General features: G+C 65.5%; 23 protein-coding genes, 1 tRNA gene and 1 riboswitch. Of the genes, 14 read left to right on the top strand and 10 right to left on the bottom strand.

The features are described 5' to 3' along the window. Positions 1 to 459: 459 nt before the first annotated feature. Together QX124_RS17320 and argF are read left to right on the top strand one after the other, a co-directional pair. A complete protein-coding gene (locus QX124_RS17320) occupies positions 460 to 1,671 on the top strand; it encodes an aspartate aminotransferase family protein (RefSeq protein ID WP_315797793.1) in 1,212 nt (403 codons plus the stop codon). A gap of 8 nt (positions 1,672 to 1,679) precedes the next feature. Continuing rightward, on the top strand, positions 1,680 to 2,606 hold the full coding sequence (gene argF / locus QX124_RS17315) for an ornithine carbamoyltransferase (RefSeq protein ID WP_315717175.1): 927 nt from the start codon (positions 1,680 to 1,682) through the stop codon (positions 2,604 to 2,606). A 332-nt stretch (positions 2,607 to 2,938) separates the two neighbouring features. Here the strand turns inward: argF and QX124_RS17310 are convergent, their stop codons facing one another. Then, on the bottom strand, positions 2,939 to 3,325 hold the full coding sequence (locus QX124_RS17310; protein ID WP_315774321.1) for an endonuclease domain-containing protein: 387 nt from the start codon (positions 3,323 to 3,325) through the stop codon (positions 2,939 to 2,941). Positions 3,326 to 3,440: 115 nt separating this feature from the next. Here QX124_RS17310 and QX124_RS17305 point away from each other — a divergent pair, with 115 nt between their 5' ends. Further along, positions 3,441 to 4,448 (top strand): Hsp33 family molecular chaperone, encoded by a 1,008-nt coding sequence (locus QX124_RS17305; RefSeq protein WP_315797792.1) that lies wholly within the window; start codon positions 3,441 to 3,443, stop codon positions 4,446 to 4,448. 901 nt (positions 4,449 to 5,349) lie between these two features. Here QX124_RS17305 and apaG read toward each other — a convergent pair. Next, positions 5,350 to 5,742 carry a Co2+/Mg2+ efflux protein ApaG gene (gene apaG / locus QX124_RS17300; protein ID WP_315735770.1) on the bottom strand — a complete coding sequence of 131 codons (393 nt, stop codon included), beginning with the start codon at positions 5,740 to 5,742 and terminating at the stop codon, positions 5,350 to 5,352. Between the two features lie 323 nt (positions 5,743 to 6,065). Between apaG and QX124_RS17295 the strand changes: the two genes are divergently transcribed. The 3 genes from QX124_RS17295 to QX124_RS17285 are packed head-to-tail and all read left to right on the top strand — an operon-like array spanning position 6,066 to position 9,332. Next, positions 6,066 to 7,406 (top strand): OpgC domain-containing protein, encoded by a 1,341-nt coding sequence (locus QX124_RS17295; RefSeq protein WP_315797791.1) that lies wholly within the window; start codon positions 6,066 to 6,068, stop codon positions 7,404 to 7,406. Beyond that, positions 7,406 to 8,164, top strand: a complete 759-nt coding sequence (locus tag QX124_RS17290; protein ID WP_315797790.1) for an SGNH/GDSL hydrolase family protein — start codon at positions 7,406 to 7,408, stop codon at positions 8,162 to 8,164. Before QX124_RS17295 ends, QX124_RS17290 begins: the two co-directional genes overlap by 1 nt. 13 nt (positions 8,165 to 8,177) lie before the next feature. Next, positions 8,178 to 9,332 (top strand): SGNH/GDSL hydrolase family protein, encoded by a 1,155-nt coding sequence (locus QX124_RS17285; RefSeq protein WP_315797789.1) that lies wholly within the window; start codon positions 8,178 to 8,180, stop codon positions 9,330 to 9,332. Between the two features lie 76 nt (positions 9,333 to 9,408). On the opposite strand, the gene QX124_RS17280 is transcribed toward QX124_RS17285, so the two are convergent. After that, a complete protein-coding gene (locus QX124_RS17280; protein ID WP_315797788.1) occupies positions 9,409 to 10,617 on the bottom strand; it encodes an O-succinylhomoserine sulfhydrylase in 1,209 nt (402 codons plus the stop codon). A gap of 76 nt (positions 10,618 to 10,693) precedes the next feature. Further along, a riboswitch (SAM riboswitch) is annotated at positions 10,694 to 10,773 on the bottom strand. Between the two features lie 112 nt (positions 10,774 to 10,885). Here QX124_RS17280 and QX124_RS17275 point away from each other — a divergent pair. Together QX124_RS17275 and QX124_RS17270 are read left to right on the top strand one after the other, a co-directional pair. Continuing rightward, on the top strand, positions 10,886 to 11,992 hold the full coding sequence (locus QX124_RS17275) for a 2'-deoxycytidine 5'-triphosphate deaminase (RefSeq protein WP_315735780.1): 1,107 nt from the start codon (positions 10,886 to 10,888) through the stop codon (positions 11,990 to 11,992). Between the two features lie 120 nt (positions 11,993 to 12,112). Beyond that, positions 12,113 to 13,591, top strand: a complete 1,479-nt coding sequence (locus tag QX124_RS17270) for an MATE family efflux transporter (protein WP_315797787.1) — start codon at positions 12,113 to 12,115, stop codon at positions 13,589 to 13,591. A gap of 17 nt (positions 13,592 to 13,608) precedes the next feature. On the opposite strand, the gene QX124_RS17265 is transcribed toward QX124_RS17270, so the two are convergent. The 5 genes from QX124_RS17265 to QX124_RS17245 form a co-directional block, all read right to left on the bottom strand. Next, a complete protein-coding gene (locus QX124_RS17265; protein WP_315797786.1) occupies positions 13,609 to 14,010 on the bottom strand; it encodes an SRPBCC family protein in 402 nt (133 codons plus the stop codon). A gap of 10 nt (positions 14,011 to 14,020) precedes the next feature. Further along, positions 14,021 to 14,380 carry a VOC family protein gene (locus QX124_RS17260; protein ID WP_315797785.1) on the bottom strand — a complete coding sequence of 120 codons (360 nt, stop codon included), beginning with the start codon at positions 14,378 to 14,380 and terminating at the stop codon, positions 14,021 to 14,023. Positions 14,381 to 14,431: 51 nt separating this feature from the next. Then, positions 14,432 to 15,271, bottom strand: a complete 840-nt coding sequence (locus QX124_RS17255; RefSeq protein ID WP_315735788.1) for an AraC family transcriptional regulator — start codon at positions 15,269 to 15,271, stop codon at positions 14,432 to 14,434. Between the two features lie 76 nt (positions 15,272 to 15,347). Next, complete coding sequence (locus tag QX124_RS17250) at positions 15,348 to 15,920, bottom strand: methylated-DNA--[protein]-cysteine S-methyltransferase (protein ID WP_315757628.1); 573 nt, start codon at positions 15,918 to 15,920, stop codon at positions 15,348 to 15,350. 224 nt (positions 15,921 to 16,144) lie between these two features. Further along, positions 16,145 to 16,564 carry an SPW repeat protein gene (locus QX124_RS17245; RefSeq protein ID WP_315784822.1) on the bottom strand — a complete coding sequence of 140 codons (420 nt, stop codon included), beginning with the start codon at positions 16,562 to 16,564 and terminating at the stop codon, positions 16,145 to 16,147. A gap of 230 nt (positions 16,565 to 16,794) precedes the next feature. Between QX124_RS17245 and QX124_RS17240 the strand changes: the two genes are divergently transcribed. Then, a tRNA-Gly gene (locus QX124_RS17240) sits at positions 16,795 to 16,868 on the top strand. 34 nt (positions 16,869 to 16,902) lie between these two features. Here QX124_RS17240 and QX124_RS17235 read toward each other — a convergent pair. Both QX124_RS17235 and QX124_RS17230 read right to left on the bottom strand, forming a co-directional pair. After that, positions 16,903 to 18,768, bottom strand: a complete 1,866-nt coding sequence (locus QX124_RS17235; RefSeq protein ID WP_315797784.1) for an AMP-dependent synthetase/ligase — start codon at positions 18,766 to 18,768, stop codon at positions 16,903 to 16,905. A 175-nt stretch (positions 18,769 to 18,943) separates the two neighbouring features. Next, positions 18,944 to 19,309, bottom strand: coding sequence for a nuclear transport factor 2 family protein (locus QX124_RS17230; RefSeq protein WP_315797783.1), 366 nt, complete (start codon positions 19,307 to 19,309; stop codon positions 18,944 to 18,946). Positions 19,310 to 19,474: 165 nt separating this feature from the next. Here QX124_RS17230 and QX124_RS17225 point away from each other — a divergent pair, with 165 nt between their 5' ends. The 5 genes from QX124_RS17225 to QX124_RS17205 all read left to right on the top strand — a co-directional run bounded on the left by QX124_RS17225 (position 19,475) and on the right by QX124_RS17205 (position 22,008). After that, positions 19,475 to 19,834, top strand: coding sequence for a hypothetical protein (locus QX124_RS17225; protein ID WP_315735798.1), 360 nt, complete (start codon positions 19,475 to 19,477; stop codon positions 19,832 to 19,834). 426 nt (positions 19,835 to 20,260) lie between these two features. Continuing rightward, on the top strand, positions 20,261 to 20,551 hold the full coding sequence (locus QX124_RS17220; RefSeq protein WP_315797782.1) for a hypothetical protein: 291 nt from the start codon (positions 20,261 to 20,263) through the stop codon (positions 20,549 to 20,551). Continuing rightward, positions 20,548 to 21,072 carry a hypothetical protein gene (locus QX124_RS17215; RefSeq protein WP_315735802.1) on the top strand — a complete coding sequence of 175 codons (525 nt, stop codon included), beginning with the start codon at positions 20,548 to 20,550 and terminating at the stop codon, positions 21,070 to 21,072. Before QX124_RS17220 ends, QX124_RS17215 begins: the two co-directional genes overlap by 4 nt. A gap of 132 nt (positions 21,073 to 21,204) precedes the next feature. Continuing rightward, on the top strand, positions 21,205 to 21,393 hold the full coding sequence (locus tag QX124_RS17210; RefSeq protein WP_315735804.1) for a hypothetical protein: 189 nt from the start codon (positions 21,205 to 21,207) through the stop codon (positions 21,391 to 21,393). 21 nt (positions 21,394 to 21,414) lie between these two features. Next, positions 21,415 to 22,008, top strand: coding sequence for an SCO family protein (locus tag QX124_RS17205; protein ID WP_315735806.1), 594 nt, complete (start codon positions 21,415 to 21,417; stop codon positions 22,006 to 22,008). The last annotated feature ends 96 nt before the right edge of the window (positions 22,009 to 22,104 follow it).

Raw genomic sequence — 22,104 nt, 5'->3', positions numbered from 1 at the left:
TTGCGCCGGCCAATTCCGGGACGGCGCTGCGATGCTGTCTCAAGAAAATCCCTGGCGGCAGAATCCCTTGTCCCTCGCCGGGCGCGCGCAAGGCACCCGGACGTTACGCAAACTCAGAGAACTTCGAGAGGGATCAGAACTGCCGCACGAGATGTCGTACTCGACGTTGAAAACGCTACAATATGGCGTGACTCCCGCGCAAGAGTCGGCGGCCGCAGTCCACACATTCCGTGGTTCCCTGTGGCACGTCTCGAGCTGTGTCAGGCGTCCGGAATCTCACGGGCCGGCCCCCCATGCATCAGCTGACGCGTAGTTGACTCCCACCGCTGCCCGCATACAATAGATGCACGTGCCGCCTTGAAAAGGCGGCACATTTTGTTTTCCAGGGTGGGGTCCCTGATGCGCGATGGCGCCGCGTGGCGCGTGTCTCGGCCGGCCCGTCAGCTCATGTGATCCGCCATGACCAGTGTTGCCGCTACGCATCTCCTCCCCGTATTCGCCCGGGTCGATCTTTCGTTCGAGCGCGGCGAAGGCGCGTGGCTGATCGCGACCAATGGCGACCGTTATCTCGATTTTACCTCGGGCGTCGCAGTCAATTCGCTCGGCCATGTGCATCCGCATCTGGTCAAGGCGCTGCAGGAGCAGGCGGCCAAGCTCTGGCACATGTCGAACCTGTTCAAGAGCCCGGATGGCGAGCGCCTCGCCGCGCGGCTGTGCGAGCAGAGCTTTGCCGACTACGTATTCTTCGCCAATTCGGGCGCGGAGGCGATGGAAGGCGCGATCAAGATCACGCGCAAATATCACGCCGCCAAGGGACATTCCGAACGCTATCGTATCATTACGTTCGAAGGCGCGTTCCACGGCCGCACGCTCGCCACGCTCGCCGCGACAGGTTCGGCCAAATATCTCGACGGCTTCGGTCCGCCGATGGACGGCTTCGATCAGGTTCCGTTCGGCGACATCGAAGCAGTGAAGAAGGCGATCGGTCCGCACACCGCCGGTATCCTGGTCGAGCCGGTGCAGGGCGAGGGCGGCGTGCGCACCGCGCCGCTGCCGTTCTACAAGGCGCTGCGCCAGCTCTGCGACGACAACGGTTTGTTGCTGGTCATCGACGAGGTCCAGACCGGCATGGGCCGCACCGGCGATCTGTTCGCGCATCGCTGGCTCGGCGTCACGCCGGACGTGATGTCGCTGGCGAAGGCGCTCGGCGGCGGCTTTCCGATCGGCGCCGTGCTCGCCACGGCCGAGGCCGCGTCGGGCATGACGCCGGGCTCGCATGGCTCGACCTTCGGCGGCAATCCGCTGGCGGTCGCCGCGGCCAACGCCGTGCTCGACGTGATGCTGGCGCCCGGCTTCTTCGATCACGTCCGCAAGATGTCGCTGCTGTTGAAGCAGAAGCTCGGTGCCGTTCTCGATCGTCATCCCGATGTCATCTCCGAGATCCGAGGCGAGGGCCTGCTGATCGGCGTCAAGGCGGTGGTGCCGTCGGGCGATCTGGTCGCGGCGCTGCGCGATCAGAAGCTGCTCACGGTGGGGGCCGGCGACAACGTCGTACGCTTCCTGCCGCCGCTGATCGTCAACGAATCCGAAATCGAACAATCGGTCGAGATGCTCGATCGCGCCTGCGCGGCGCTGTCGGGCGGGCCTGCCAAGCAGGCGGCCGCATCATGAGCAAGACCATGGGCAACACGCCGCGTCATTTCCTCGATCTCACCGAGATGCCGGTGGAGGAGTTGCGCAACGTGCTGGCGCTGTCCAGCGCGATGAAGAAGACCTTGAAGGCGCGCGAGCCGGCGAAGAAGCCGCTCGAGGGCAAGGTGCTGGCGATGATCTTCGACAAGCCGTCGACACGCACCCGCGTGTCGTTCGACGTCGGCATGCGCCAGCTCGGCGGCGAGGCGATCATGCTGACCGGCACCGAGATGCAGCTCGGCCGCGGCGAGACCATCGCCGACACCGCGCGCGTGCTGTCGCGCTATGTCGACGCCATCATGATCCGCATCCTCAGCCACGAGGCGCTGCTCGAGCTTGCCGCGCATGCCACCGTGCCCGTGATCAATGGTCTGACCCGGCGCTCGCATCCCTGCCAGGTGATGGCCGACGTGATGACCTTCGAGGAGCATCGTGGCTCCATCGAGGGCCGCACCGTGGCCTGGACCGGCGACGACAACAACGTGCTGGCCTCCTGGGCGCATGCCGCCGAGCGCTTCAAGTTCCGGCTCAACGTCGCCACCCCGCCGCAGTTGTCGCCGGGCAAGCCGATGAAGGATTTCATCCGCGCCACCCGGGCCGACATCCATCTCGGCCACGATCCGGAGGTCGCTGTCGCCGGTGCCGACTGCGTCGTCACCGACACCTGGGTGTCGATGGGCGACAAGGATGGCGAGCACCGCCACAATTTGCTCAAGCCCTATCAGGTCAATTCCAAGCTGATGTCGCTCGCCAAGCCGGAGGCGCTGTTCATGCACTGCCTGCCGGCCCATCGCGGCGAGGAGGTCACCGACGAGGTGATCGACGGCCCGCAGTCGGTGGTCTTCGACGAAGCCGAGAACCGCCTGCACGCGCAGAAGGGCATCTTGGCCTGGTGCTTCGGCGAGCGAGCTTAGGGACTTGATAACGAGAAAGTTTGAGCTACGTATTCGGTGCACCCTCTCCCCTTGTGGGAGAGGGTGGTTTCCATGCGGAGCATGGAAACCGGGTGAGGGGTTGCCCCGGGCTCAGGCTTGAGTGTGTGGCACCAACCCCTCACCCAAGTGAGTTCGCTGCTTCCGTCGGTGTAGCCCTCTCCCACAAGGGGAGAGGGCGCATTCATCAATCCCGTGAGGGGCTGATCTTTCGATCGCGTTCGCCGGTTGATTAGTTCAAGGTTTGTTTGAATCCGCGCGGCAAGCTCGGTGCACCTTCTCCCTTGTGGTGGCATGATCGACCGGCGGCGCGGTCATACTGGGTGAAGGGTCTCTCTCGGTTCGCTCAGCTTTACGAGAATGTCCTCGAGAACGGCCGAGCGTTGAAGGAGCACCTCGTTGTTCCAGTACCTCGCAACTCTAAACCCCTCTCTTGCGAGCACTTCCTCTCTCGTCCGATCACGCACCGCGTCGGCATGCTGACTGCCATCGATCTCGATGACCAGGCGCTGCTCGAAGCAGACGAAATCGAGGATGTAGTCCCGGAACGGCACTTGTCGTCGAAACTTGAACTGCGACAGGCGGCGGTCGCGCAGCAGCCGCCACATAGCAGCTTCGGCATCAGTTGGCTCCCGACGCATTGCTTTCGCGAAGCCGCGGATGCGCTTGGCCGTTGGTCGATGATGCGGTGCTTGCGTCACCACCCCCACCCTGCGATGCGACCTAATCCTCTCCCACGAGAAGGTATACGGAGCCCGCGGTATACGCTAGTTCCATCCCCCTTCACTTTCCCCGCTTCATCCCCAAATACGCCCCATGACAACCAATTCCCCCGAAACCGACATCAACCTCGATACCAGCCGCGCGCCCTCGGCGGTGCCGGTCGACGACGCCGTGCTGCCGTTCGAGGTCGCGGCGCTCGATCTGCGCGGGCGACTGACCCGCATGGGTCCCGCGCTCGACGATATCCTCACCAAGCACGCCTATCCCGCGCCCGTGGGCAAGCTGCTCGGCGAGGCCATCGTGCTGACGACCTTGCTCGGCTCCTCGCTGAAATTCGACGGCCGCTTCATCCTGCAGACCCAGACCGACGGGCCGGTGTCATTCCTGGTGGTCGACTTCCAGGCGCCCGACCGGCTGCGCGCTTACGCACGCTATGACGAGGCGCGACTGCAAGAGCTGAAGGATTCGGCCAAGGACTCCGGCGGCCTGCTCGGCAAGGGCCATCTGGCAATGACCATCGATCAGGGCGCCGACATGAGCCGCTACCAGGGCCTCGTCGCGCTTACCGGCGGCAGTCTGGAGGAGGCCGCGCATGAATACTTCCTGCGCTCCGAGCAGATCCCGACCCGTGTGCGCCTCGCCGTCGGCGAGGAGTGGAGCGGCGGCAAGCACCGCTGGCGCGCCGGCGGCCTGCTGACGCAGTTCCTGCCCCAGGCGCCCGAGCGCCTGCGCCAGGCCGATCTGCATCCCGGCGATGCGCCCGAGGGCACCGAGCTGCATGCGGTCGAGGAAGACGAGGCCTGGATCGAGGGCCAATCGCTTGTCGCGACGGTCGAGGATATCGAGCTGATCGACCCGGCGCTGTCCGGCGAGCGGCTGCTGTATCGTCTGTTTCACGAGCGCGGCGTCCGCGTGTTCGACACCGTGCCGCTGCAGGCGCGCTGCTCCTGCTCGCGCGATGCGGTCGCCAACATGCTGAAGAGCTTCTCGCCCCAGGACCGCGCCGACATGGTGCAGGACGACAAGGTCGTCGTCACCTGCGAGTTCTGCTCCTCGGTCTATCAGTTCACGCCGCATGAAGCCGGCGTGACGGAGAATTGACTCTGTTGCGCTCGCTCCGCGCATCGTAGCGATCGTGGTCGAGCGACAGCCCTCCGTACGTCATCGCGAGCGCGTCGTCGCTTCGCTCCTCGCGATGACGCTCGATAGGCTGCGTCGCGCGGCGTCGGAGAGAATGTCGGGAGTTCGTGTGCGCCGGCGATTTCGATTAGTTCGTTGTTGAAAATCGGTTTTCTCGCTGATCGACGCCACATCCTTGCCCGTCGCGTTGATTGGTCGCAGCAACAAACAACTTGTGCCGTCGGGCAAATCACTGGCACATTTCCGCGCATCCTGTTGCCGCATGAGGGGCGTTTCGCGACCGTCACGGACCGTTGGCAGTGGGAGGCGATGGGCGTGTGTTGCCGCAGCGCAGTTCAGTCTGCGCGGACGAACGGCGATCCACGCACGGTCAAGTCGCGCGGTCCTGATATCCCGATGCTGATATCAACTCACGTTGAGGCTTCGCTTCGCGTGGGGATGGCGGCCAGAAAGCCCGGCGCGCCAGGGAGAACGCGAAGCAGCCGTTAAAACCAGTCGCGCAGGGAGGGCCGGGTCGTTCCGGCTGAACCTGTGGTACCTGCCGCCTGCATTTTTTTCTGCAGGCGGGCCGCAGGCCTCAGCCGAGGCCTGGCCTTCCCTGCGCCCTCTATTTGCAGAGGGCGGATGAATGGGCAAAGCTCGGACGCGAGGTGCGTCGCGAGAGCGATGACGTGCGGCGTGAGTACAGGATCCATCGTATTGCACGTCGTCCGCTGGCGCGTTGTCGGAAGCTTGCCGGGACGACAGCGGGCCAAACATCGGCAGGCGAGGCGAGCCGCAAGGACAAGGTGTTGAACGTCGAGAGCAGCACAAGAGACAGCGAGCGGACGACTGGGGGCAGTCGAACTGCATGCCTTCTCAGCTAATTCAACACCCGCTTGCCGTCGGGGCTGTCGAGCGAGAAGGCCGGCACGGCGATGTCGAAGTGCTCACCGCTCTCGCTCTCCATCTGGTACGAGCCGGCCATGAAGCCGGACGCGGTGGTGAGCGGGACGCCGGAGGTGTATTCGAAGCGCTCGCCTGGCGCGAGCACCGGCTGCTCGCCGACCACGCCCTCGCCGCGGACCTCCTGCTGCCGGCCGATCCCATCGGTGATGATCCAATGCCGGCTGCGCAGCCGCACCGTCTCCTCCCCGCTGTTGGTGATGACGACGGTATAGGACCAGAACCAGCGGCCATCGGCCACCGACGACTTCTCAGGCAGGAAGTTCGGTTCGACGGTCACTTCGATGTGGCGAGTCACGGCGCGATACATGGTGGCATTGTAGCGGAAACCAGCGCCGGAACCAATCGGGACGCCATCGTGCTTTCAACACAGTTCCGCATTATGGCACCAGAATCGCGGACTCTGTCGCCCGTATGCGCGATCCGTTCCTTGGGCTCGGATCGGGCGCGGCCGGCAGCACCCTGGCGGTGATCGCCCTGTCCTGCGTCGTGCGATCGCCACCAGCCGTCCGCCAAGGTCGAAAAACTGGGCACGGCCCAGCTGATAAGTCCTTCATCGCTTGCGCGAAAACTGCGCAGCCCTACATTTCCCCTGCCGGGCCTCGAGGGCTGGCAGCTTTGACGCGGTGCCTGATGACGTCGATTGTCGATCGCCTTGCCGGACCGTCCGCCCCCGCAGCCAGCGCCGCACCCGCGCCGGCCACGGAGACTGCCGCTGCGGCGAGCGCGGCTGCACCTGCGGTTGCATCTGCATCTGCCGTCGCGGCTGCGCCGGCCGTCAGCGCTGCACCCGCCATCACCGCCGTCCCTGCGATCACCTTCCCGGCGGTCGGCGAGCGCGAACTGCGGCTCGACCTGTTTCGCGGGCTGGCGCTATGGCTGATCTTCATCGACCATCTGCCGCCGAACCTGCTGACGTGGTTCACGCTCCGCAACTACGGCTTCTCCGACGCCACCGAGATCTTCATCTTCATCTCAGGCTACACGGCGGCGTTCGTCTACGGCCGGGCGATGCAGGATGCCGGTTTCATCGTCGCAACCGCGCGCATCCTGCGCCGCGTCTGGCAGATCTACGTCGCCCACGTCTTCCTGTTCACGATCTTCCTCGCCGAGATCTCCTACGTCGCGACCAGCTTCGAGAACCCGCTCTACACCGAAGAGATGGGAATCATGGATTTTCTCAAGCAGCCGGACGTGACCATCGTGCAGGCGCTGATCCTGCGCTTCCGCCCCGTCAATATGGACGTGCTGCCGCTCTACATCGTGCTGATGTTGTTCCTGCCGTTGATCCTGTGGCTGATGCGTTGGCGGCCCGACGTGACGCTAGGCCTATCCGTCATCCTCTATGCCGTGACCTGGGAGCTCGATCTCTATCTGACGGCCTATCCCAACGGCTTCTGGGCCTTCAATCCGTTCGCCTGGCAATTGCTGTTCGTGTTCGGCGCCTGGTGCGCGCTCGGCGGCGCGCGGCGCATGTCGCGCATCATCAACTCGCCGATCACGCTCGGGCTCTGCGTCGCCTATCTGGTCGCGGCCTTCTGTGTGACCCTGACCTGGTACATTCCGCAGCTCGGCCATCTGATGCCGCGCCGAATCGAGCAGTGGATGTATCCGATCGACAAGACCGACCTTGACGTGTTGCGTTTCGCTCATTTTCTCGCACTCGCAGCACTCACCGTGCACTATTTGCGCAAGGATTGGCCGCTCTTGAAGTCGCCGTGGCTGCGTCCGCTGATTGTCTGTGGGCAACACTCGCTCGAGATCTTCTGTCTCGGCGTGTTTCTGGCGTTTGCGGGCCACTTCGTCCTTGCCGAAGTGTCCGGCGGCGCCATGATGCACGCGGTGATCAGCCTTTGCGGCATCCTCATCATGTGGGGGGTGGCGTCGTTGATTTCGTGGTACAAGCGTGAGGCCGATAAGGGCGCGACGCGAAAAGGTGCGCGCAGCAACGCCGATCTGGCGGGAGGGGGCTGATGAAGTCCGTCTCGTGGTTAAGGTTTGGTATCGCAGTGCTGGCTGTTTCGCTGGCGGCCTCTGCGCGCGCGGAAGAGGCGCCGCAGAACTGCGAGGTGCCGGCCTACCTGCTGACCACCGAGAGCCCGCTTCCGAAGGTTGCAGACGCCGTCAAGAACGGCCGCACGCTGGATATTCTCGTCGTCGGAAGCAGGTCATCCTCCATTGTCAGCACCTCCGACGCCAATGCCTACCCCGCCCGTCTGCAGGCTGCGTTGAAGGACAAGCTGCCAACCGTCGCCGTCAATCTCAGCATCGAGCTGCAGCCCAAGAAGACGGCCGAGGAGGTCGCGGGCAATCTCGTTAAACTGGTGGAAGGAAAAAAGCCTAATTTGGTCATCTGGCAGACCGGCACGGTCGACGCCATGCGGTCGATCGATCCTGATGAGTTCCGGCAGGCGGTCGACGACGGTGTGGCGACGCTGCAGAAAGCGGGAGCTGACGTCGTCTTGATGAACCTGCAATACAGTCCGCGGACGGAGACATTGATCTCCGTGCCGCCCTATGTCGACAACATGCGTGTGGTGGCGCAGCACCGGGACATTCCGCTGTTCGATCGGTTTGCCATCATGCGGCAATGGAACGAGCAGGGCGATTTCGACCTGTTCAATCCGACGCACGGAGTCGAGCTGGCCAAGCAGGTTCATGACTGCCTCGGCCGGGCGCTGTCGAAGTTCATCATCGACGCGGCGCATATCGGGCCGGCGCAGCAGAACTAGGGTTATGTCGTTCATGACGTCGAATGAGTGTCACCGCGTCTCCGGGACATGGGAGAAGCTTTCGGCCGTTGCGGTCATTGCCATCGCCCTCGCGCTGAGCCCGCAGAAGCTACGGGCGCAGAGCGCAGCGCCGGCTGCGCCCGCCGCGCTTTCCGATGTGGAGAGCTCCGATCCAAAGGCTCCGCTGATCAGCGGGCGACCGAGCATCGGTCACGTCACGGTGGCGCAGGCGAGCGATCAGGTGCCCGGGCCGATCGCCGTGGCGCGCCCGGCGGCCACAACCTCGCCGCCTGCGGCGACGACCGCGCCGGCCATGACCGATGCACAGCCGCCGGCTGCAGCCGGGCAGGCCGTCGTGGCGGCGCCGCCGTCGCGCAGCATCACCGAGCGGGCGATCGACAAGGTCAAGCAGGTCGCGAAGTCGGCCACCGACATCTTCAACCGCGTGCCGTGCCTGACGCCGAAGGGCGTCGCCAAGAAGAATTTCATTTCGCTGCCGCACGTCGCCAACAAGCTCGCCTCCGGCCTGCCGGTCGTCATCGTCGCCTTCGGCTCGTCGTCGACGCAGGGCTATGGCGCGAGCGCGCCGGACTACACCTATCCGAATCGGCTCGCCGCGCAGCTGCGCCGGCAATATCCGATGGTCGACATCAGCGTCATCAATGCCGGCGTCGGCGGCGAGGATGCGCCGGAGATGATGAAGCGGCTGGAGACGTCGGTAATCGACCGGCATCCGGATCTCGTGATCTGGCAGGTCGGCACCAATGCGGTGCTGCGCGATCTCGATCCCGCCGAGACCGCCAAGCTGGTCGATGACGGCGTCGCCAAGATCCAGGCGGCGGCCTCCGATGTCGTGCTGGTCGACCTGCAATATTCGCCGCGCGTCAACGAGCGCTCGGAGAACGCCAGCCGCATGAACAAGCTGCTCGGGCGTATCGCCGAGCTGCATCACGCCGGCATCTTCCCGCGTTTCGAGGTGATGCGCGACTGGCACGAGCGGCAGGCGATCCCGATCAACGAGTTCGTGATCTCGGACGGTCTGCACATGAGCGATTGGGGCTACGCCTGCTTCGCCCAGCTGCTCGGCGACGACATCATCCGCTCGGTCGGCCAGGTCAAGCTCGGCATCAACACGCCGGCCAATGTGCTGACCTATCGGCCGATGTGACGAGGGCGAGTAGGGAATAGCGAGTAGCGAATAGGGAATGAGATCATTCTATTCGCTACTCTCTATTCGCCATTCGCTACGCCGCCGCCAAGGCTGCGTCGAGATCCTCGATCAGATCGTCGGCATGCTCGAGCCCGGCGGAGAAGCGGATGAAGCCCTCGCTGATGCCGAGCTCGGCGCGTGCCTCCGGCGTCAGCCGCTGATGCGTCGTCGTCGCCGGATGCGTGACCAGCGTCTTGGCGTCGCCGAGATTGTTGGAGATGCGCGCGAGCTTCAAGCCGTTGAGCGTGCGGAAGGCGCCGGCCTTGCCGCCCTTCACCTCGAAGCCGACCAGCGTCGAGCCGGCGCGCATCTGCTTGCGCACGGTCGCCGCCTGCGGATGGTCCTCGCGACCGGGATAGATCAGCCGCGAGATCTTCGGATGCGCCGCGAGAAAGTCGGCCACCTTCGCCGCCGTCTCGGTCTGCGCGCGCACGCGCACCGCCAAGGTCTCCAGGCCCTTGAGCAGGACCCAGGCGTTGAACGGCGAGATCGACGGACCGGTCTGGCGCATGAAATTGTGGATGTGCTCGGCGATGAACGCCTCCGACGACAGGATCACGCCGCCGAGGCAGCGGCCCTGGCCATCGATGTGCTTGGTCGCGGAGTACACCACGACGTCGGCGCCGAGCGCGAGCGGGCTCTGCCAGATCGGGGTCGCGAACACGTTGTCGACGATCAGCCGCGCGCCATGGGCGTGCGCGATCGCGGCGATCGCGGGAATGTCCATCACGTCGAGCGTCGGATTGGTCGGGCTCTCCAGGAAGAACGACTTGGTGTTCGGCCTGACCGCCTTCTGCCATTGCTCGAGGTCGAGCCCATCGACCAGGGTCGATTCGATGCCGTAGCGCGGCAAGAGATCTTCGACGACGTAGCGGCACGAGCCGAACAGCGCCTTGGCGGCGACGACGTGATCGCCGGCACGGAGGGGAGCGAGGATCGCCGTGGTGACTGCGGCCATGCCGGTTGCGGCCGAGCGGCAGGCCTCGGCGCCCTCGAGCTCGATCATGCGGCGCTCGAACATCGCCGTGGTCGGGTTGGAGAAGCGCGAATAGATGAAGCCGGGATCCTCGCCCTTGAAGCGCGCCTCGCACTCCTCGGCGGTGGCGTAGACGAAGCCTTGCGTCAGATAGAGCGCCTCGGCGGTCTCGCCGAATTCGGAACGCAAGGTGCCGGAATGCACCAGACGGGTTTCAGGACGATAGCGGGCGAACGACGCCGGGGCCTTCGCGGGGGACTTCGACATGTGACCTCCATCGTGACCACCGCCTCCAGCGATGGGCACAAAAAAACCGGCCTGGGAAAACTCCTCACGGCCGGGATCACAATCGTCCCCGGCCTGTTTAGCGACTTATTTAACGTGGCTGCAAGCCGGCCGGCTCAAATCACCACGGGATAAGTCGTGCTCATAGTCGCAACCGGCCTTTCCGTCAAGCCAGCCATCGGATAACCGGTAAAAAGACCCTATATAGGCTCGATAAGCCGCCGTTCCGGCGCCTGCAAAGGATCAGGTCTTGCCGTTTTCGCTCAGCCCCGACGCCCACGGCATCCTCCCCGATCGCATGATCGTGGCGATGGCGGAGGCTGGCCTGATCATCCCCGCATACGATTTTGTCGAAAGCCAGATCCAGCCGGCGAGCCTGGACCTGCGGCTCGGCGACATCGCCTATCGCGTGCGGGCAAGCTTTCTGCCCGGGCCGGGCGCGACGGTCGCCGAGCGTATCGACGAGTTGAAGCTGCACGAATTCGCGCTCGCCGACGGCGCAGTGCTGGAGACCAACTGCGTCTACATCGTGCCGCTCTTGGAGAGTCTCGCGCTGCCGAAGGACATCGTCGCGGCCGCCAATCCGAAGAGCTCGACCGGGCGGCTCGACGTGTTCACCCGCGTGATCGCCGACGGCACGCGACGATTCGACATGATCGGAGCCGGCTATCACGGTCCGCTCTACGCCGAGATCAGCCCGAAGACGTTTCCCGTTTTGCTGCGCGAAGGCTCGCGCCTGTCCCAGGTCCGCTTCCGCTACCGCGACGCGGTTCTGTCGGAGGACGAACTGATCGCGCTGCATCAGGCCGAGCGGCTGGTGGATCGCGATGATGCGGATCTCGTCGGCGGCGTCGCTCTTTCCGTCGACCTGTCCGGCAGCAATGCCAACGGCTATGTGGGCTATCGCGCCAAGCGCCATACCGGCGTCGTCGACGTCGACCGCCGCGCCGGCTATGCCGTGGAGGAGTTCTGGGAGCCGATCAAGGCGCGCCCCGACGGCAGCCTCATTCTCGATCCCGGCGAGTTCTACATCCTGGCTTCGAAGGAGGCCGTGCAGGTGCCGCCGGACTACGCCGCCGAGATGGTGCCGTTCGATCCGCTCGTGGGCGAATTCCGTGTCCACTATGCCGGCTTCTTCGATCCCGGCTTCGGCTATGCCGGCGCCGGCGGGCAGGGCTCGCGCGCGGTGCTTGAGGTGCGCTCGCGCGAGGTGCCGTTCATCCTCGAGCACGGTCAGATCGTCGGCCGCCTCGTCTATGAGAAGATGCTGGCCCGGCCGAACGCGATGTATGGCAGCCGCATCGGCTCCAACTACCAGGCCCAGGGCCTGAAGCTCTCCAAGCACTTCCGCCTCTAGGCCCGGCTGCGCGCTGACCGCGCACCCCCAATGCGCCCGCTGCACGGGGCGCGGCCCGGCGGTGTGCTAGGAGGAACGACAAAGGTCCCGCCAGATGGCGCGGCCAAACGGGGAGCGAGCATGTCCGAGATCGGCTTGGCCGACAGTCCGGTCGGCGAGGGGCGTACGTTGCCGCCCATCGCGAAGCCGGTTCGGAATGCGCTCGTCGACGGACCCATTCTGCGCACCCTGCTGTCGCTGGCCTGGCCGAACATCATCGCGAACTCGGCCGGCACCTGCGTCGTCATCGCGGAGACCTCCTATATCGGCCGGCTCGGTATCGAGGCGCTGGCGGCGATGGCACTGGTGTTCCCGCTGGTGATCCTGACCATGACGATGTCCGGCGGCGCCATGGGCGGCGGCGTGGCCTCGGCGATCGCGCGGGCGCTCGGCGCCGGCGACACCGAACGGGCCTCGACCCTCGCCACGCACGCGCTGCTGATTGCGCTGTTGTTCGGCGCGACCTTCATGGTCGGCATGCTGGTGTTCGGTCCCGCTTTGCTGGAGGTGCTCGGCGGCCGCGGCGCGGTGCTGAGCCATGCCACGGCCTATCTGCAGATCTTCTTCGGCGGCGCCATCCTGCCCTGGCTGATGAACTCGATGGCCGGCATCCTGCGCGGCACCGGCAACATGAAGCTGCCGTCGTTCATGATCCTCAGTTCGGCGCTGCTGCAGATCGTATTGGGCGGCACGCTCAGCCTGGTCCTCGGGCTCGGCATGCGCGGCGTCGCCGCCGGCGCGCTGCTGGCGTTCTGCGTCAGCATCTCGGTGATGGGCTGGTATCTGTTCTCCGGCCGCGCGCGCGTCCGGCCGAAGCTGCGGGGCCTCAAGATCAGCCGTGCGATGTTCGCCGACATCCTCAAGGTCGGCGCCATCGCCTGCTTCTCGCCGCTGCAATCCGTGCTGTCGATCGCGATCTTCACGCACATGCTGGCATCGTTCGGCACCGCCGTGCTGGCCGGCTACGGCATCGGCGCACGGCTCGAATTCATGGTGACCACTGTCGCGTTCTCCGTCGGCATGGCCTCGGTGCCGATGGTCGGCATGGCGATCGGTGCGGAGAGAATCGCGCGCGCCCGCCGGATCGCCTGGACGGCGGGACTGGTCTCTTTCGCGTCGGTGGGTGCGCTGTCGACGCTGATCGCGATCGTCCCGCAATTGTGGGTCGACATCTTCACCCAGGACGAGAGCGCGCGCAGCGCCGGCCGGCACTATCTTCAGGTCGCAGCGCCGATGTATGCCTTCATCGGCCTGGCGATCTCGATGTATTTCTCCTCGCAGGGCGCCGCCAGGGTGCTCGGTCCGGTGCTGGCGCAGACGGTGCGGCTCGTCTTCATCGCTGCGGGTGGCAGCTATCTGCTGAGCCGTGCCGCGACCGAGGGTGACTTCTTCATGCTGGCGGCGTCCTCGATGGTCCTGCTCGGGGTGCTGACGCTCGCCAGCGTCATGCTCACCCGCTGGGGTCCGAAGCCGGCCGCGGTGCTGGAGCTGCGCCCGGCCGTGCTGGCGGTCGAGCTCGGGTCGGGTTCACAGATCCCGCCGTCTCCACGTGTCGGCTGAACGGCTGCGCGGCTCGTCTAGGGACGCAGCCTGCCCAGGGCGTCCTGCATCGCGCGCGCGCCGAACTCCATCTGCTGCTCGATATAGGGCGCGATGGCGTCTGGCAGCACGTCGGTGATCCAGAGCATCCGGCAGCGCTGCTCGCCGTCGGGGATGATCTGCACGGACGCGTTGTGATGCGTCACGCGCTCGCTCTCGATCGTGTAGACCAGACGCTGCTGCGCCTCGTCGCAACTGACGAGGCGTTCGCGCACCACATTGCCGTTGGCGAAGGTCACGATTCGGACGTCGCCGTCGAGCTGGCAATCGACGACGAAGCCGGGCGCCAGCCGGGTATGAACGGCGCCGAAGTCGCGCACGGCGTCCCAGACGGCGGCCGCGGAGGCTGCGATCGGGGTGTCCTTCTGAATCGATGCCATGGCCGGGACCTCACGGACACACGGCTTCGATGTTGTTGCCGTCGGGATCGATCAGGAAGGCGGCGTAGTAGGTCGGACTGTAGTCCGCGCGCGGCCCGGCGGCGCCATTGTCGCTGCCGCCGGCCTTCAGCCCCTCGCTGTGGAATCTGGCGACCGCCGCGTGGTCCCGGGCGCGGAACGCGATATGGGCGGCGCCTTTACTGGCGCCCTTGTCGAGATACAGCCACAGGGCCGGCTCCCCCTTCGGGCCGATGCCCGCCGACGCCTCGTCCTTGGAGCAGAGGATGTGGCCGAGCGGCGCCAGCGCCGATGTGTAGAAGCGGACGCTCGCGTCCAGATTGCCGACCTTGAGGCCGATATGATCGTACATCGATGATCTCCATGATTCGCGTGCGGCTGCCGCACGCGCTGGATCATCCAATCAATGGCGGCTCAGATGGTCTTGGAGAATCTTGCGCTCGCCGCGCGACGCCTTGCGAAACTTCGCCGGCGACACGCCGGCAGCGCGCGCGAAGGTGCGGGTGAAATTCGACAGATCGGCAAAACCCGAATCGTAGGCGATGGTGGTGACCGGCGTATCCTCCTCGCTGAGACGCCGCGCCGCGTGCCGCAAGCGGGAGCGGATCAGATATTGATGCGGCGTCACGCCGATCGTGGCCGCGAACAGCCGCAGGAAATGGAACGGGCTGACGCCGGCCTCACCAGCCGCAGCCGCCAGATCGATGTCGCGCGCCGCATTGTCGTCGATCCACAATGCGCTCTCGACCGCGCGCCGGCGATCGCGAAGGCTTGGCGTCGCCGCCCGTTCCTGCTGGCCCGTGGCGGTCGCGACGAAGCGGCTGGCGATGATCTGGCCAACCTCGTCCAGACCGAGGTCCTGCTCGCGCGCGGCGACGGCCTCCGCGAGCTCACCGAGGACCATGAGCTCCGGCAGCGGCGGCATCGCGCCAACCCGCCAAGCCTGCCTGTTGCCGCCGATCTCGTCGATGAGCGCATGATCGAAGAAGAATGACAGGCATTCGTCGCCGCAGACGTGATCGTGCGTGCACATGAACTCATCGCCGGGATGGCCCACCAGCAGCGAGCCGGTGACCAGCTCGAAGAAGCGGCCGCGGTGCCGACAGCCGAAGCTCCCCTTGCGCACATAGGACAGCGAGTAGCCGGAATACTGCTCGACATAGGGACGCTCGCCCGGAACCGCCGCACAGCGGAACTCGGAGACGGTGACGTCACGGCTTTCGAACAGGATGGTGGCGGTCATCCTGCAAATCTAGCGCATTGCGGATGAAAGAGGAGGGCTGCGTCCGAGATAATATCGCGCGCAGCGAGGCGCCCGCTTACGACGCGCGCGGCCGGTCGACCGCGAGAAACGCGTCGAACAACGTCAGGCCCGCATGAGGCCGTGCGCCTTCGAGCGACAGCAGCCGCCGCTTGGAGATGACGCCGCTGTTGGGCGACGGCTTGTCGAGGCCGTTGCCGATGTCGCGCACGCGGTGACAGGGAACGATCAGCACGAGCGCATTCTTGCTCAGCGCCTGCGCGATCGAATTCAGCGCCTTGGGAACGTGCAGTTCGTCTGCGATCGCGTCGGCGCTGCGCGTCTCGCCGCGCGGAATGGCACGAATGCAATCATAGACGCGCTGGTTGAATGGTGTCACGCCGCCGAGATCGAGCACGACATCGGAGAAGTCGACCTCCTGCCCTCGCAGCATGGCGGTGATGCCTTCGATGGCGAGTTCAATATTCGAACACGGGCGTTGCTCCCGCGCTTCGGGAAATTGGCGAAACAGGCGCCGCCGCGTCTCGATTTCCCGTGCTTCCGGCAGTTGTACGCCGGTGATTCCGGCATCGCTCCACGCAATGCCGCAACGGCCGAGGGCCGTATCAAAGATCGTATACCCACGCCCCATGACGCCACCCCAACCCCACGCCACATCATATCATCGTCACGATCGCCCGCATCAACTTTGTTTACAAAGTGTTAACAGCGCGGCGTGACCGGGGCGGGTTTGCCCTGATTTGGGTGATGGTTGTCAAGCGTCCCGTTGCGATCGCTGCCTGCGATCTCTGTCATCGGCATCGCGATCACGAAATGCGGCGCAGCGCGCAGGCGAGGTGCGATCGACCAGAGGCGCTACGGCTGGCTCACCAATGTAGGTCTATCGCCAGCAAAATCAGGATCATGCGCAAGCCACAGTTCGAGCAGGCTCAGGAAGGTCACGGCGATCCCGATCGTGATGCTGACATGCATCGCCGACGTATGCACGAACCCGAGCAGCCACGGAGCTGCAATCAGCCACAATCCAAGCGCGACCTTCAGCCACTCCTCCCAATCGGCAAACGCCAGGAGGCCGCCGAGCGAGAGCACGACGACGGCAGCCCCCGCCAACGCAGCATCGATCCGGCCGGCGCTGCCGACAAAGCCGAACAGCCAGGGCGCGACGGCCAGGAATAGACCGCAGCCGAGGGTGTAAAGGTCGAGCGCCGACGGGCCCGACATGATGGCGAGGGCTTTCGAGGTTGCGGTCTGAGACGCGGGGCTGTGGCTCTGCATGATGTGAGCTCCCAGGACCTTGACGGCGCGGCGAAGCAGCGAGGGGCGCCGCCTCCAACGGGCAAAAGCGCGACCGGCCCGATCCGTTCCGGAGCCGGCGGTCGCGGCCGATCACGATCCGGAGATCAGGCCGGTGCAGAACTGTTGCCTCCCCCAACCCTTGGGCCTGGCGGTGTCGCGGCAACAAGCCGCTTGGCGAAACGCATGGTCTCGGCTAAGCATTGGCGAACGCGGGCGTAGTTCAATGGTAGAACGGCAGCTTCCCAAGCTGCATACGAGGGTTCGATTCCCTTCGCCCGCTCCAATGCCGCAATGTCCTGCTGCTACGCTCTGCAAAATCAGCTTCGTACGGTAGCCGATGGCCGCAAAGCTGCCGCGCGTTTTGCATAGATCGCCTCGATCTCCTTCGCGAAGCTCCGCTCGATCGCCGGACGCTTGTTCTTCAACGTCGGCGTGATCAGGCCTTCCTGCACGGTCCACGGCTCCAAGGTCCAATGCACCGCCTTCGGCGTCGCGTAGGACGGATAGGCCTTCGCGGCTCGCGCAATGTGGCGCAGCAGAGAGGCCGCTTCGGCCTCGGTGCCGCGCTGGCCGTGCGCCGCGAGCCTCGCCTGCTGCTCAGCCCAGCCGTTGGCGTTGAGCACGACGATCGCGGTCAGGAACGGCCGGTTCTCGCCGATCACGATGGCCTGCTCGAACAGCGGATCGGTCAGGATCGCGGTCTCCAGATCGGCGGGCGCGATCTTCTCGCCGGTCGAGGTGACGAGGATGTCCTTGATCCGACCGGTGATGGTGATGCGTCCGCCGTCGATGCGGGCCTGGTCGCCGGTGTGCAGCCAGCCGTCGGCTTCCTTGGTGCGGGCTGTCTCCTCCGGCCGGTGCCAATAGCCGAGCATCACGTTCGGGCCGCGCACCATCAACTCGTCATTGTCGCCGATGCGCACCTCGATGCCCGGCAGGGCGCGGCCGACGGTGCGAGGGTCGTTGTCGTCAGGCGTGTTGACGCTGACGACGGGCGATGTCTCGGTCATGCCGTAGCCCTGCAGCACCTCGAGCCCGAGCGCCAGGAACAGCCGCACCACCGGCTCGGCGATCGGCGCGCCGCCGCTCACGGCGACGTGCAGCCGTCCGCCGAATCGAGCCAGTATCTTGGCGGCGACCAGGCGTTGCAGCAGCGGCCACGCGATACGGTCGAACGCCGAGAGTCTCGTCCCGCGCCCATGCTGCGCATCGAAGCGCCGGCCGCCGATCGTGGTGGTCAGGTCGAGCAGCGCCCGTTCGAGCGGGTTTGCGATCGCGCGGTGATGCATGATGACCGAGTAGATCCGCTCATAGATGCGCGGCACGGAGATCAGGATGGTCGGACGGACCTCCACCAGATCTTCGGACAGCTGCTTCACCGAGCGCGCATAGGCGACGCAGGCGCCGATGGCGATCGGGTAGTAGTAGCCCGCGGTGCGCTCGAACGTGTGCGACAGCGGCAGGAACGACAGGAATACGTCGTCGGTATCGGCCGCCAGCCGCTGATGGATGGCCTTGAGGTTGGAAACGACGTTGTCGTGCGACAGCATCACGCCTTTTGGCCGGCCCGTCGTGCCCGAGGTGTAGACGATGGCGGCGAGGTCGTGCGGCGCGATGGCGACCCGGGGGCCGGGAAGCGTGGCGTTGCCGGCTGCGTTCAACCACGCCTCCAGATCGACGAGGCGCGGATCGCCGGTCGGCTGGGTCGTTCGCCGGTCGGCGCAGACGATCCGCCGCAGGTCGGGCAGGGCCTCGCGGACCGCTGCGATCTCATCCCAGCGTGTGTCCGAATCGACCAGCAGCAGCCGGGCACCGGAATCGGCGAGGATGTAGGCGATGCTGTCGGCGTTATCGACGGCATGCATCGGTACCGGCACCAGGCCGAGCGAGAGCGCGGCCTGGTCAATGGCGAGATGCGCGATTCCGTTCGGCATCAGGATGGCGACACGCTCACCTTGGGCGAAGCCGTCGGCCGCAAGCGCCCGCCGCCAGCGGTCGACGACGAGATCGATCTCGCGCCAGCGGAAGCTCGCCCATCGGCCGCTTCCTGCGTCGAAATGTCGGTAGGCCTGCTTGTCCGGGCTCCGTTCGACGCGCCAGCGCCAGAGTTCGGGCAAGGTGGTGATGGCGGCCAGCGTGCCGGCCGCCATGGCGTGATCATCGATGGGATTTGACTGCTGCACGCCCGTCTCCGGCGATCCTGAACTCGTCGCGAAGCAGAAGCTCTGCAGCGGCGGACCGGATCCGACGTTGACGTAGCGCAATCACCACGAGACAGGTCGTGCGTCTGCGCATGGGAGCCCGGCCATCGCGGCAGGCCGACCGCACTGCGGAAGCCGGGGCGGAACGGGACGTCCGTCAGGCGCCCTGCGGGACCTTGTCGAGAAACCCGGTGACGCGCTGGATGCGGCCGTCGGCCAGCTCGACGAAATCCGTGCCCTGGATCGGGGCTTCCGCCTTCTCGGGGCCGAGCTCCCAGGAAAAGCGGAGATGATGACCGTGGCCGTCCGCGGAGCCGATCAGGCGAAAGCGGAAGTCGGGAAAGCGCTGCTGCACGCCCGCGACCAGGCCATCCACCGCATCGCGTCCTTCGCCGCGCATCAGCGGGTCGACATAGAGCGCATCCGCGGTCCAGTGACGTGCAAGCAATGCACCACGCTGCGCGGCATCGCGTTCGTTCCACAGCGCGATGTAGCTCTCGGCGATCTCGGTTGGGTTGGTCATCGGTGCTCTCCATGTTGTGAACGATGAGGAGCCCATCATCGCGCCCGGCGCGCAGCGAATCGATTACGTCGAACGTCATCTCATCCGGAATGACAGAACTGTAAGTTGCCGCCTGTTTGCGCGAGGACTACTCCACGCGCGGAGGCGGTGCGGGGAATGCGTCTCATGATGTCCGACACTTGGAAGTGGATTGCCGTCGCAATCTGTCTGGTGCTGTTCACGGCGGATACCGTGCTCAAGCCGCAGGACAAGCCCAATCGCATGGTGTTCTTCGAGCTGCATCGCGGCGAGCGCCCGACGATGATCGGCATGATGCGCGACGACCTCGTCAAGCTGCCGGGACGCGGCGCCAGCCGCATCCGCGATGCGCTCGCGCGCGGCGAGACGTTAACGGTCTGGCAATATGAATTAAGAAAGATTGAAGACGGCAGCTATCAGGAGGTGCCGGAGCGGCAGATCCAGCTCAGCGCCGCCGATGCGCCGCTGGTCACGTTTGGAGCGCGGATTCGGTTGCCCGATAATTAGTTAACTTCACGGGGGCCGAGGGCGTCGGGAGGCAGATCGTCCTCCCGGCTGCCAGCGCGATATCGGCCGGACCTCGCTCCATCTCGCGATCAGACGGCGCGGTGCTGGGAGTGATCCTGCCGCGCCCGCTTGCGGGGCGGGGCTCGGCACGGTCCAAACTTGTGATTGCATTGGTCGCATCTCCGGATTTCGGCCATGCCAGCCAGGGCTGGCGGGAGCCCGCACCCACGATCGTGATCGCACGAGCGCCCCTGGGCCGGCGATGAGAGGGGTGAGCGTCCCGCCGTCACTGGGCAACGGGGCGTGTGTCGCGCGGAAGCTCGGCCACCGGGCTTTTCCGGAGTGTCGTTTGTGCCGCCGTGACGCCGCTGCCGCGCCGATGGGCGAATCATGCCGGGCCTCTGCCTTGCTCGTGGCGCCATCGCCATGTCCGGAACCAGCGTTCGGCCATTTTCGGTGGTAGCGACTCATTGGTGCAGCGGGCTTGCAACACTCGCGGTGAATTTGGTTTTCGTCACCGCGCTGTCCTGGACAAAAACACGATCTCGAAACACGCTGTATTTGCGATTTGGATTTGGCTTTCGCGTTCCGGTTCTGCGGATGGGCTCGTGGTCGCAAGGTCCCGCCGCAGTCCAAGCATCAGAAGAAGCGCATCACAAGACGCGTACCAAAGTCGGTCAGATCGGTTTCGCCGGGTTGAACTGGGGCTCGACATGAAATTCTGGACGGGGTTGCTTGCGGTCGTTCTGTTGCTGTCGGGGGTCGGCGCCAGCCAGGCCGTGGTCCGGATCGCCGATGACCGCGGTGGCCGGATCGGAACCTATGTCGACAAGTACCAGGGCCTGCGATCCTCCGGTGAGTATGTGATCATCGACGGGCTTTGCGCCTCGGCCTGCACCATCGTGCTCGGGGCGATCCCCCACGAGAAGATCTGCGTCACCTCGCATGCCAATCTCGGATTCCACGCCGCCTGGGATTTCGGCGCCAACGGCCGCGCCGTCACCAACCCCGAGGCGACCCAGATGCTGTACTCGATGTACCCGTCGCCGATCCGCCGCTGGATCACCCAGCGCGGCGGCCTGACGCCCCGGATGATCTTCCTGAAGGGCAAGGAGCTGCAGGCAATGTACAAGCCCTGCTATATGGATGCCCAGGCATCCTCTCCGGCCTCCTCGCATGTCGCGCCCAATGCGCCGGCCATCTCGCCGGCCGCGGCCAAGGCCTCCGCCTCCCATTGATGACGCCGGCCACCGGCCGTTTCGGGTGAGCGGCTGCCCGTCCGCGGCGCTTGCCTGGACCGGCCGCGGGGCTTATCTGAAGCGCGAGGGGCGGGCCGCTCGGGCCAGCACTCGCCCGATGAGTACGTCATTATGCAGCCTCTTTCAGCGCCGCAAGAGATACCGTCCGCGTCGGGTGACCGGCGTTCGGCCTCCGCTTCGGCCATCGTGGCTGGGGTTGCGGCGATCGGGCTCGTCGCCGGCGCCGTGACGATGTGGGTGCAGTACGGGACCGCGGTGTTCTTCGAGACGATCGCGGCCGGCTGGCAGGCCTGCTTCTGAGAGACAATGAAGGAGCGCGCAATGCCATCCAATGCCACCCGCCCCCTGGTGATCGTCGGAGCCTTTGCCGCCAGCCTCGTGGTCGGGCTGTCGCTGATGTTCCTCATCATGGGCGGCGGCCGAAACATCGCGGCGCCGGCCGCGATCGGCGGACCGTTCCAGCTGACCGACCAGAGCGGGGCCGTCGTCACCGAGAAGAGCCTTGAAGGCCGTCCGACCCTGATCTTCTTCGGCTTCACCCATTGCCCGGACGTCTGTCCGACCTCGCTGTTCGAGATCTCCGAGGTGCTGCGCGCGATGGGCAAGGACGCCGACGGCGTCAACGCCTATTTCGTCTCGGTCGACCCCGAGCGCGACAATCCGGCCGCGATGAAGGACTACCTCTCCAGCTTCGACCCGCATCTGAAGGGTCTGACCGGCGATCCCGAGGTCCTGGCGAAGGTTCTCACCGAGTACCGGGTCTATGCCAAGAAGGTCCCGCTGAAGGACGGTGATTACACCATGGACCACACCGCTTTGGTGTATCTGATGGACCGCAACGGCCGGTTCGTCGCGCCGTTCAACCTGAAGCGGACGCCCGAGGAAGCGGCGGCGGATCTCAAGAAATACCTCTGAGCGCGTTGACGCTCCAGCCGGGCAGCCGCCTCCGGGCCGAATCCAGCCTCGAATTTGCGCCGGGATGGTCTATAAGGCGCTGACCATCGGGACCGC

Source organism: Bradyrhizobium sp. SZCCHNRI3043 (assembly GCF_032377735.1).
Classification (GTDB): domain Bacteria; phylum Pseudomonadota; class Alphaproteobacteria; order Rhizobiales; family Xanthobacteraceae; genus Bradyrhizobium.
The sequence above is the reverse complement of the archived record's forward strand: the minus strand, read 5'-3'. Positions and strand labels throughout refer to the sequence as shown.

Coding starts and splice junctions, on each gene's coding strand:
- QX124_RS17320 (WP_315797793.1), top strand. CDS start 460: ATGACCAGTGTTGCCGCTACGCATCTCCTCCCCGTATTCGCCCGGGTC.
- argF (WP_315717175.1), top strand. CDS start 1,680: ATGGGCAACACGCCGCGTCATTTCCTCGATCTCACCGAGATGCCGGTG.
- QX124_RS17305 (WP_315797792.1), top strand. CDS start 3,441: ATGACAACCAATTCCCCCGAAACCGACATCAACCTCGATACCAGCCGC.
- apaG (WP_315735770.1), bottom strand. CDS start 5,742: ATGTATCGCGCCGTGACTCGCCACATCGAAGTGACCGTCGAACCGAAC.
- QX124_RS17295 (WP_315797791.1), top strand. CDS start 6,066: ATGACGTCGATTGTCGATCGCCTTGCCGGACCGTCCGCCCCCGCAGCC.
- QX124_RS17290 (WP_315797790.1), top strand. CDS start 7,406: ATGAAGTCCGTCTCGTGGTTAAGGTTTGGTATCGCAGTGCTGGCTGTT.
- QX124_RS17285 (WP_315797789.1), top strand. CDS start 8,178: ATGACGTCGAATGAGTGTCACCGCGTCTCCGGGACATGGGAGAAGCTT.
- QX124_RS17280 (WP_315797788.1), bottom strand. CDS start 10,617: ATGTCGAAGTCCCCCGCGAAGGCCCCGGCGTCGTTCGCCCGCTATCGT.
- QX124_RS17270 (WP_315797787.1), top strand. CDS start 12,113: ATGTCCGAGATCGGCTTGGCCGACAGTCCGGTCGGCGAGGGGCGTACG.
- QX124_RS17265 (WP_315797786.1), bottom strand. CDS start 14,010: ATGGCATCGATTCAGAAGGACACCCCGATCGCAGCCTCCGCGGCCGCC.
- QX124_RS17260 (WP_315797785.1), bottom strand. CDS start 14,380: ATGTACGATCATATCGGCCTCAAGGTCGGCAATCTGGACGCGAGCGTC.
- QX124_RS17255 (WP_315735788.1), bottom strand. CDS start 15,271: ATGACCGCCACCATCCTGTTCGAAAGCCGTGACGTCACCGTCTCCGAG.
- QX124_RS17250 (WP_315757628.1), bottom strand. CDS start 15,920: ATGGGGCGTGGGTATACGATCTTTGATACGGCCCTCGGCCGTTGCGGC.
- QX124_RS17245 (WP_315784822.1), bottom strand. CDS start 16,564: ATGCAGAGCCACAGCCCCGCGTCTCAGACCGCAACCTCGAAAGCCCTC.
- QX124_RS17230 (WP_315797783.1), bottom strand. CDS start 19,309: ATGACCAACCCAACCGAGATCGCCGAGAGCTACATCGCGCTGTGGAAC.
- QX124_RS17225 (WP_315735798.1), top strand. CDS start 19,475: ATGATGTCCGACACTTGGAAGTGGATTGCCGTCGCAATCTGTCTGGTG.
- QX124_RS17220 (WP_315797782.1), top strand. CDS start 20,261: ATGTCCGGAACCAGCGTTCGGCCATTTTCGGTGGTAGCGACTCATTGG.
- QX124_RS17215 (WP_315735802.1), top strand. CDS start 20,548: ATGAAATTCTGGACGGGGTTGCTTGCGGTCGTTCTGTTGCTGTCGGGG.
- QX124_RS17210 (WP_315735804.1), top strand. CDS start 21,205: ATGCAGCCTCTTTCAGCGCCGCAAGAGATACCGTCCGCGTCGGGTGAC.
- QX124_RS17205 (WP_315735806.1), top strand. CDS start 21,415: ATGCCATCCAATGCCACCCGCCCCCTGGTGATCGTCGGAGCCTTTGCC.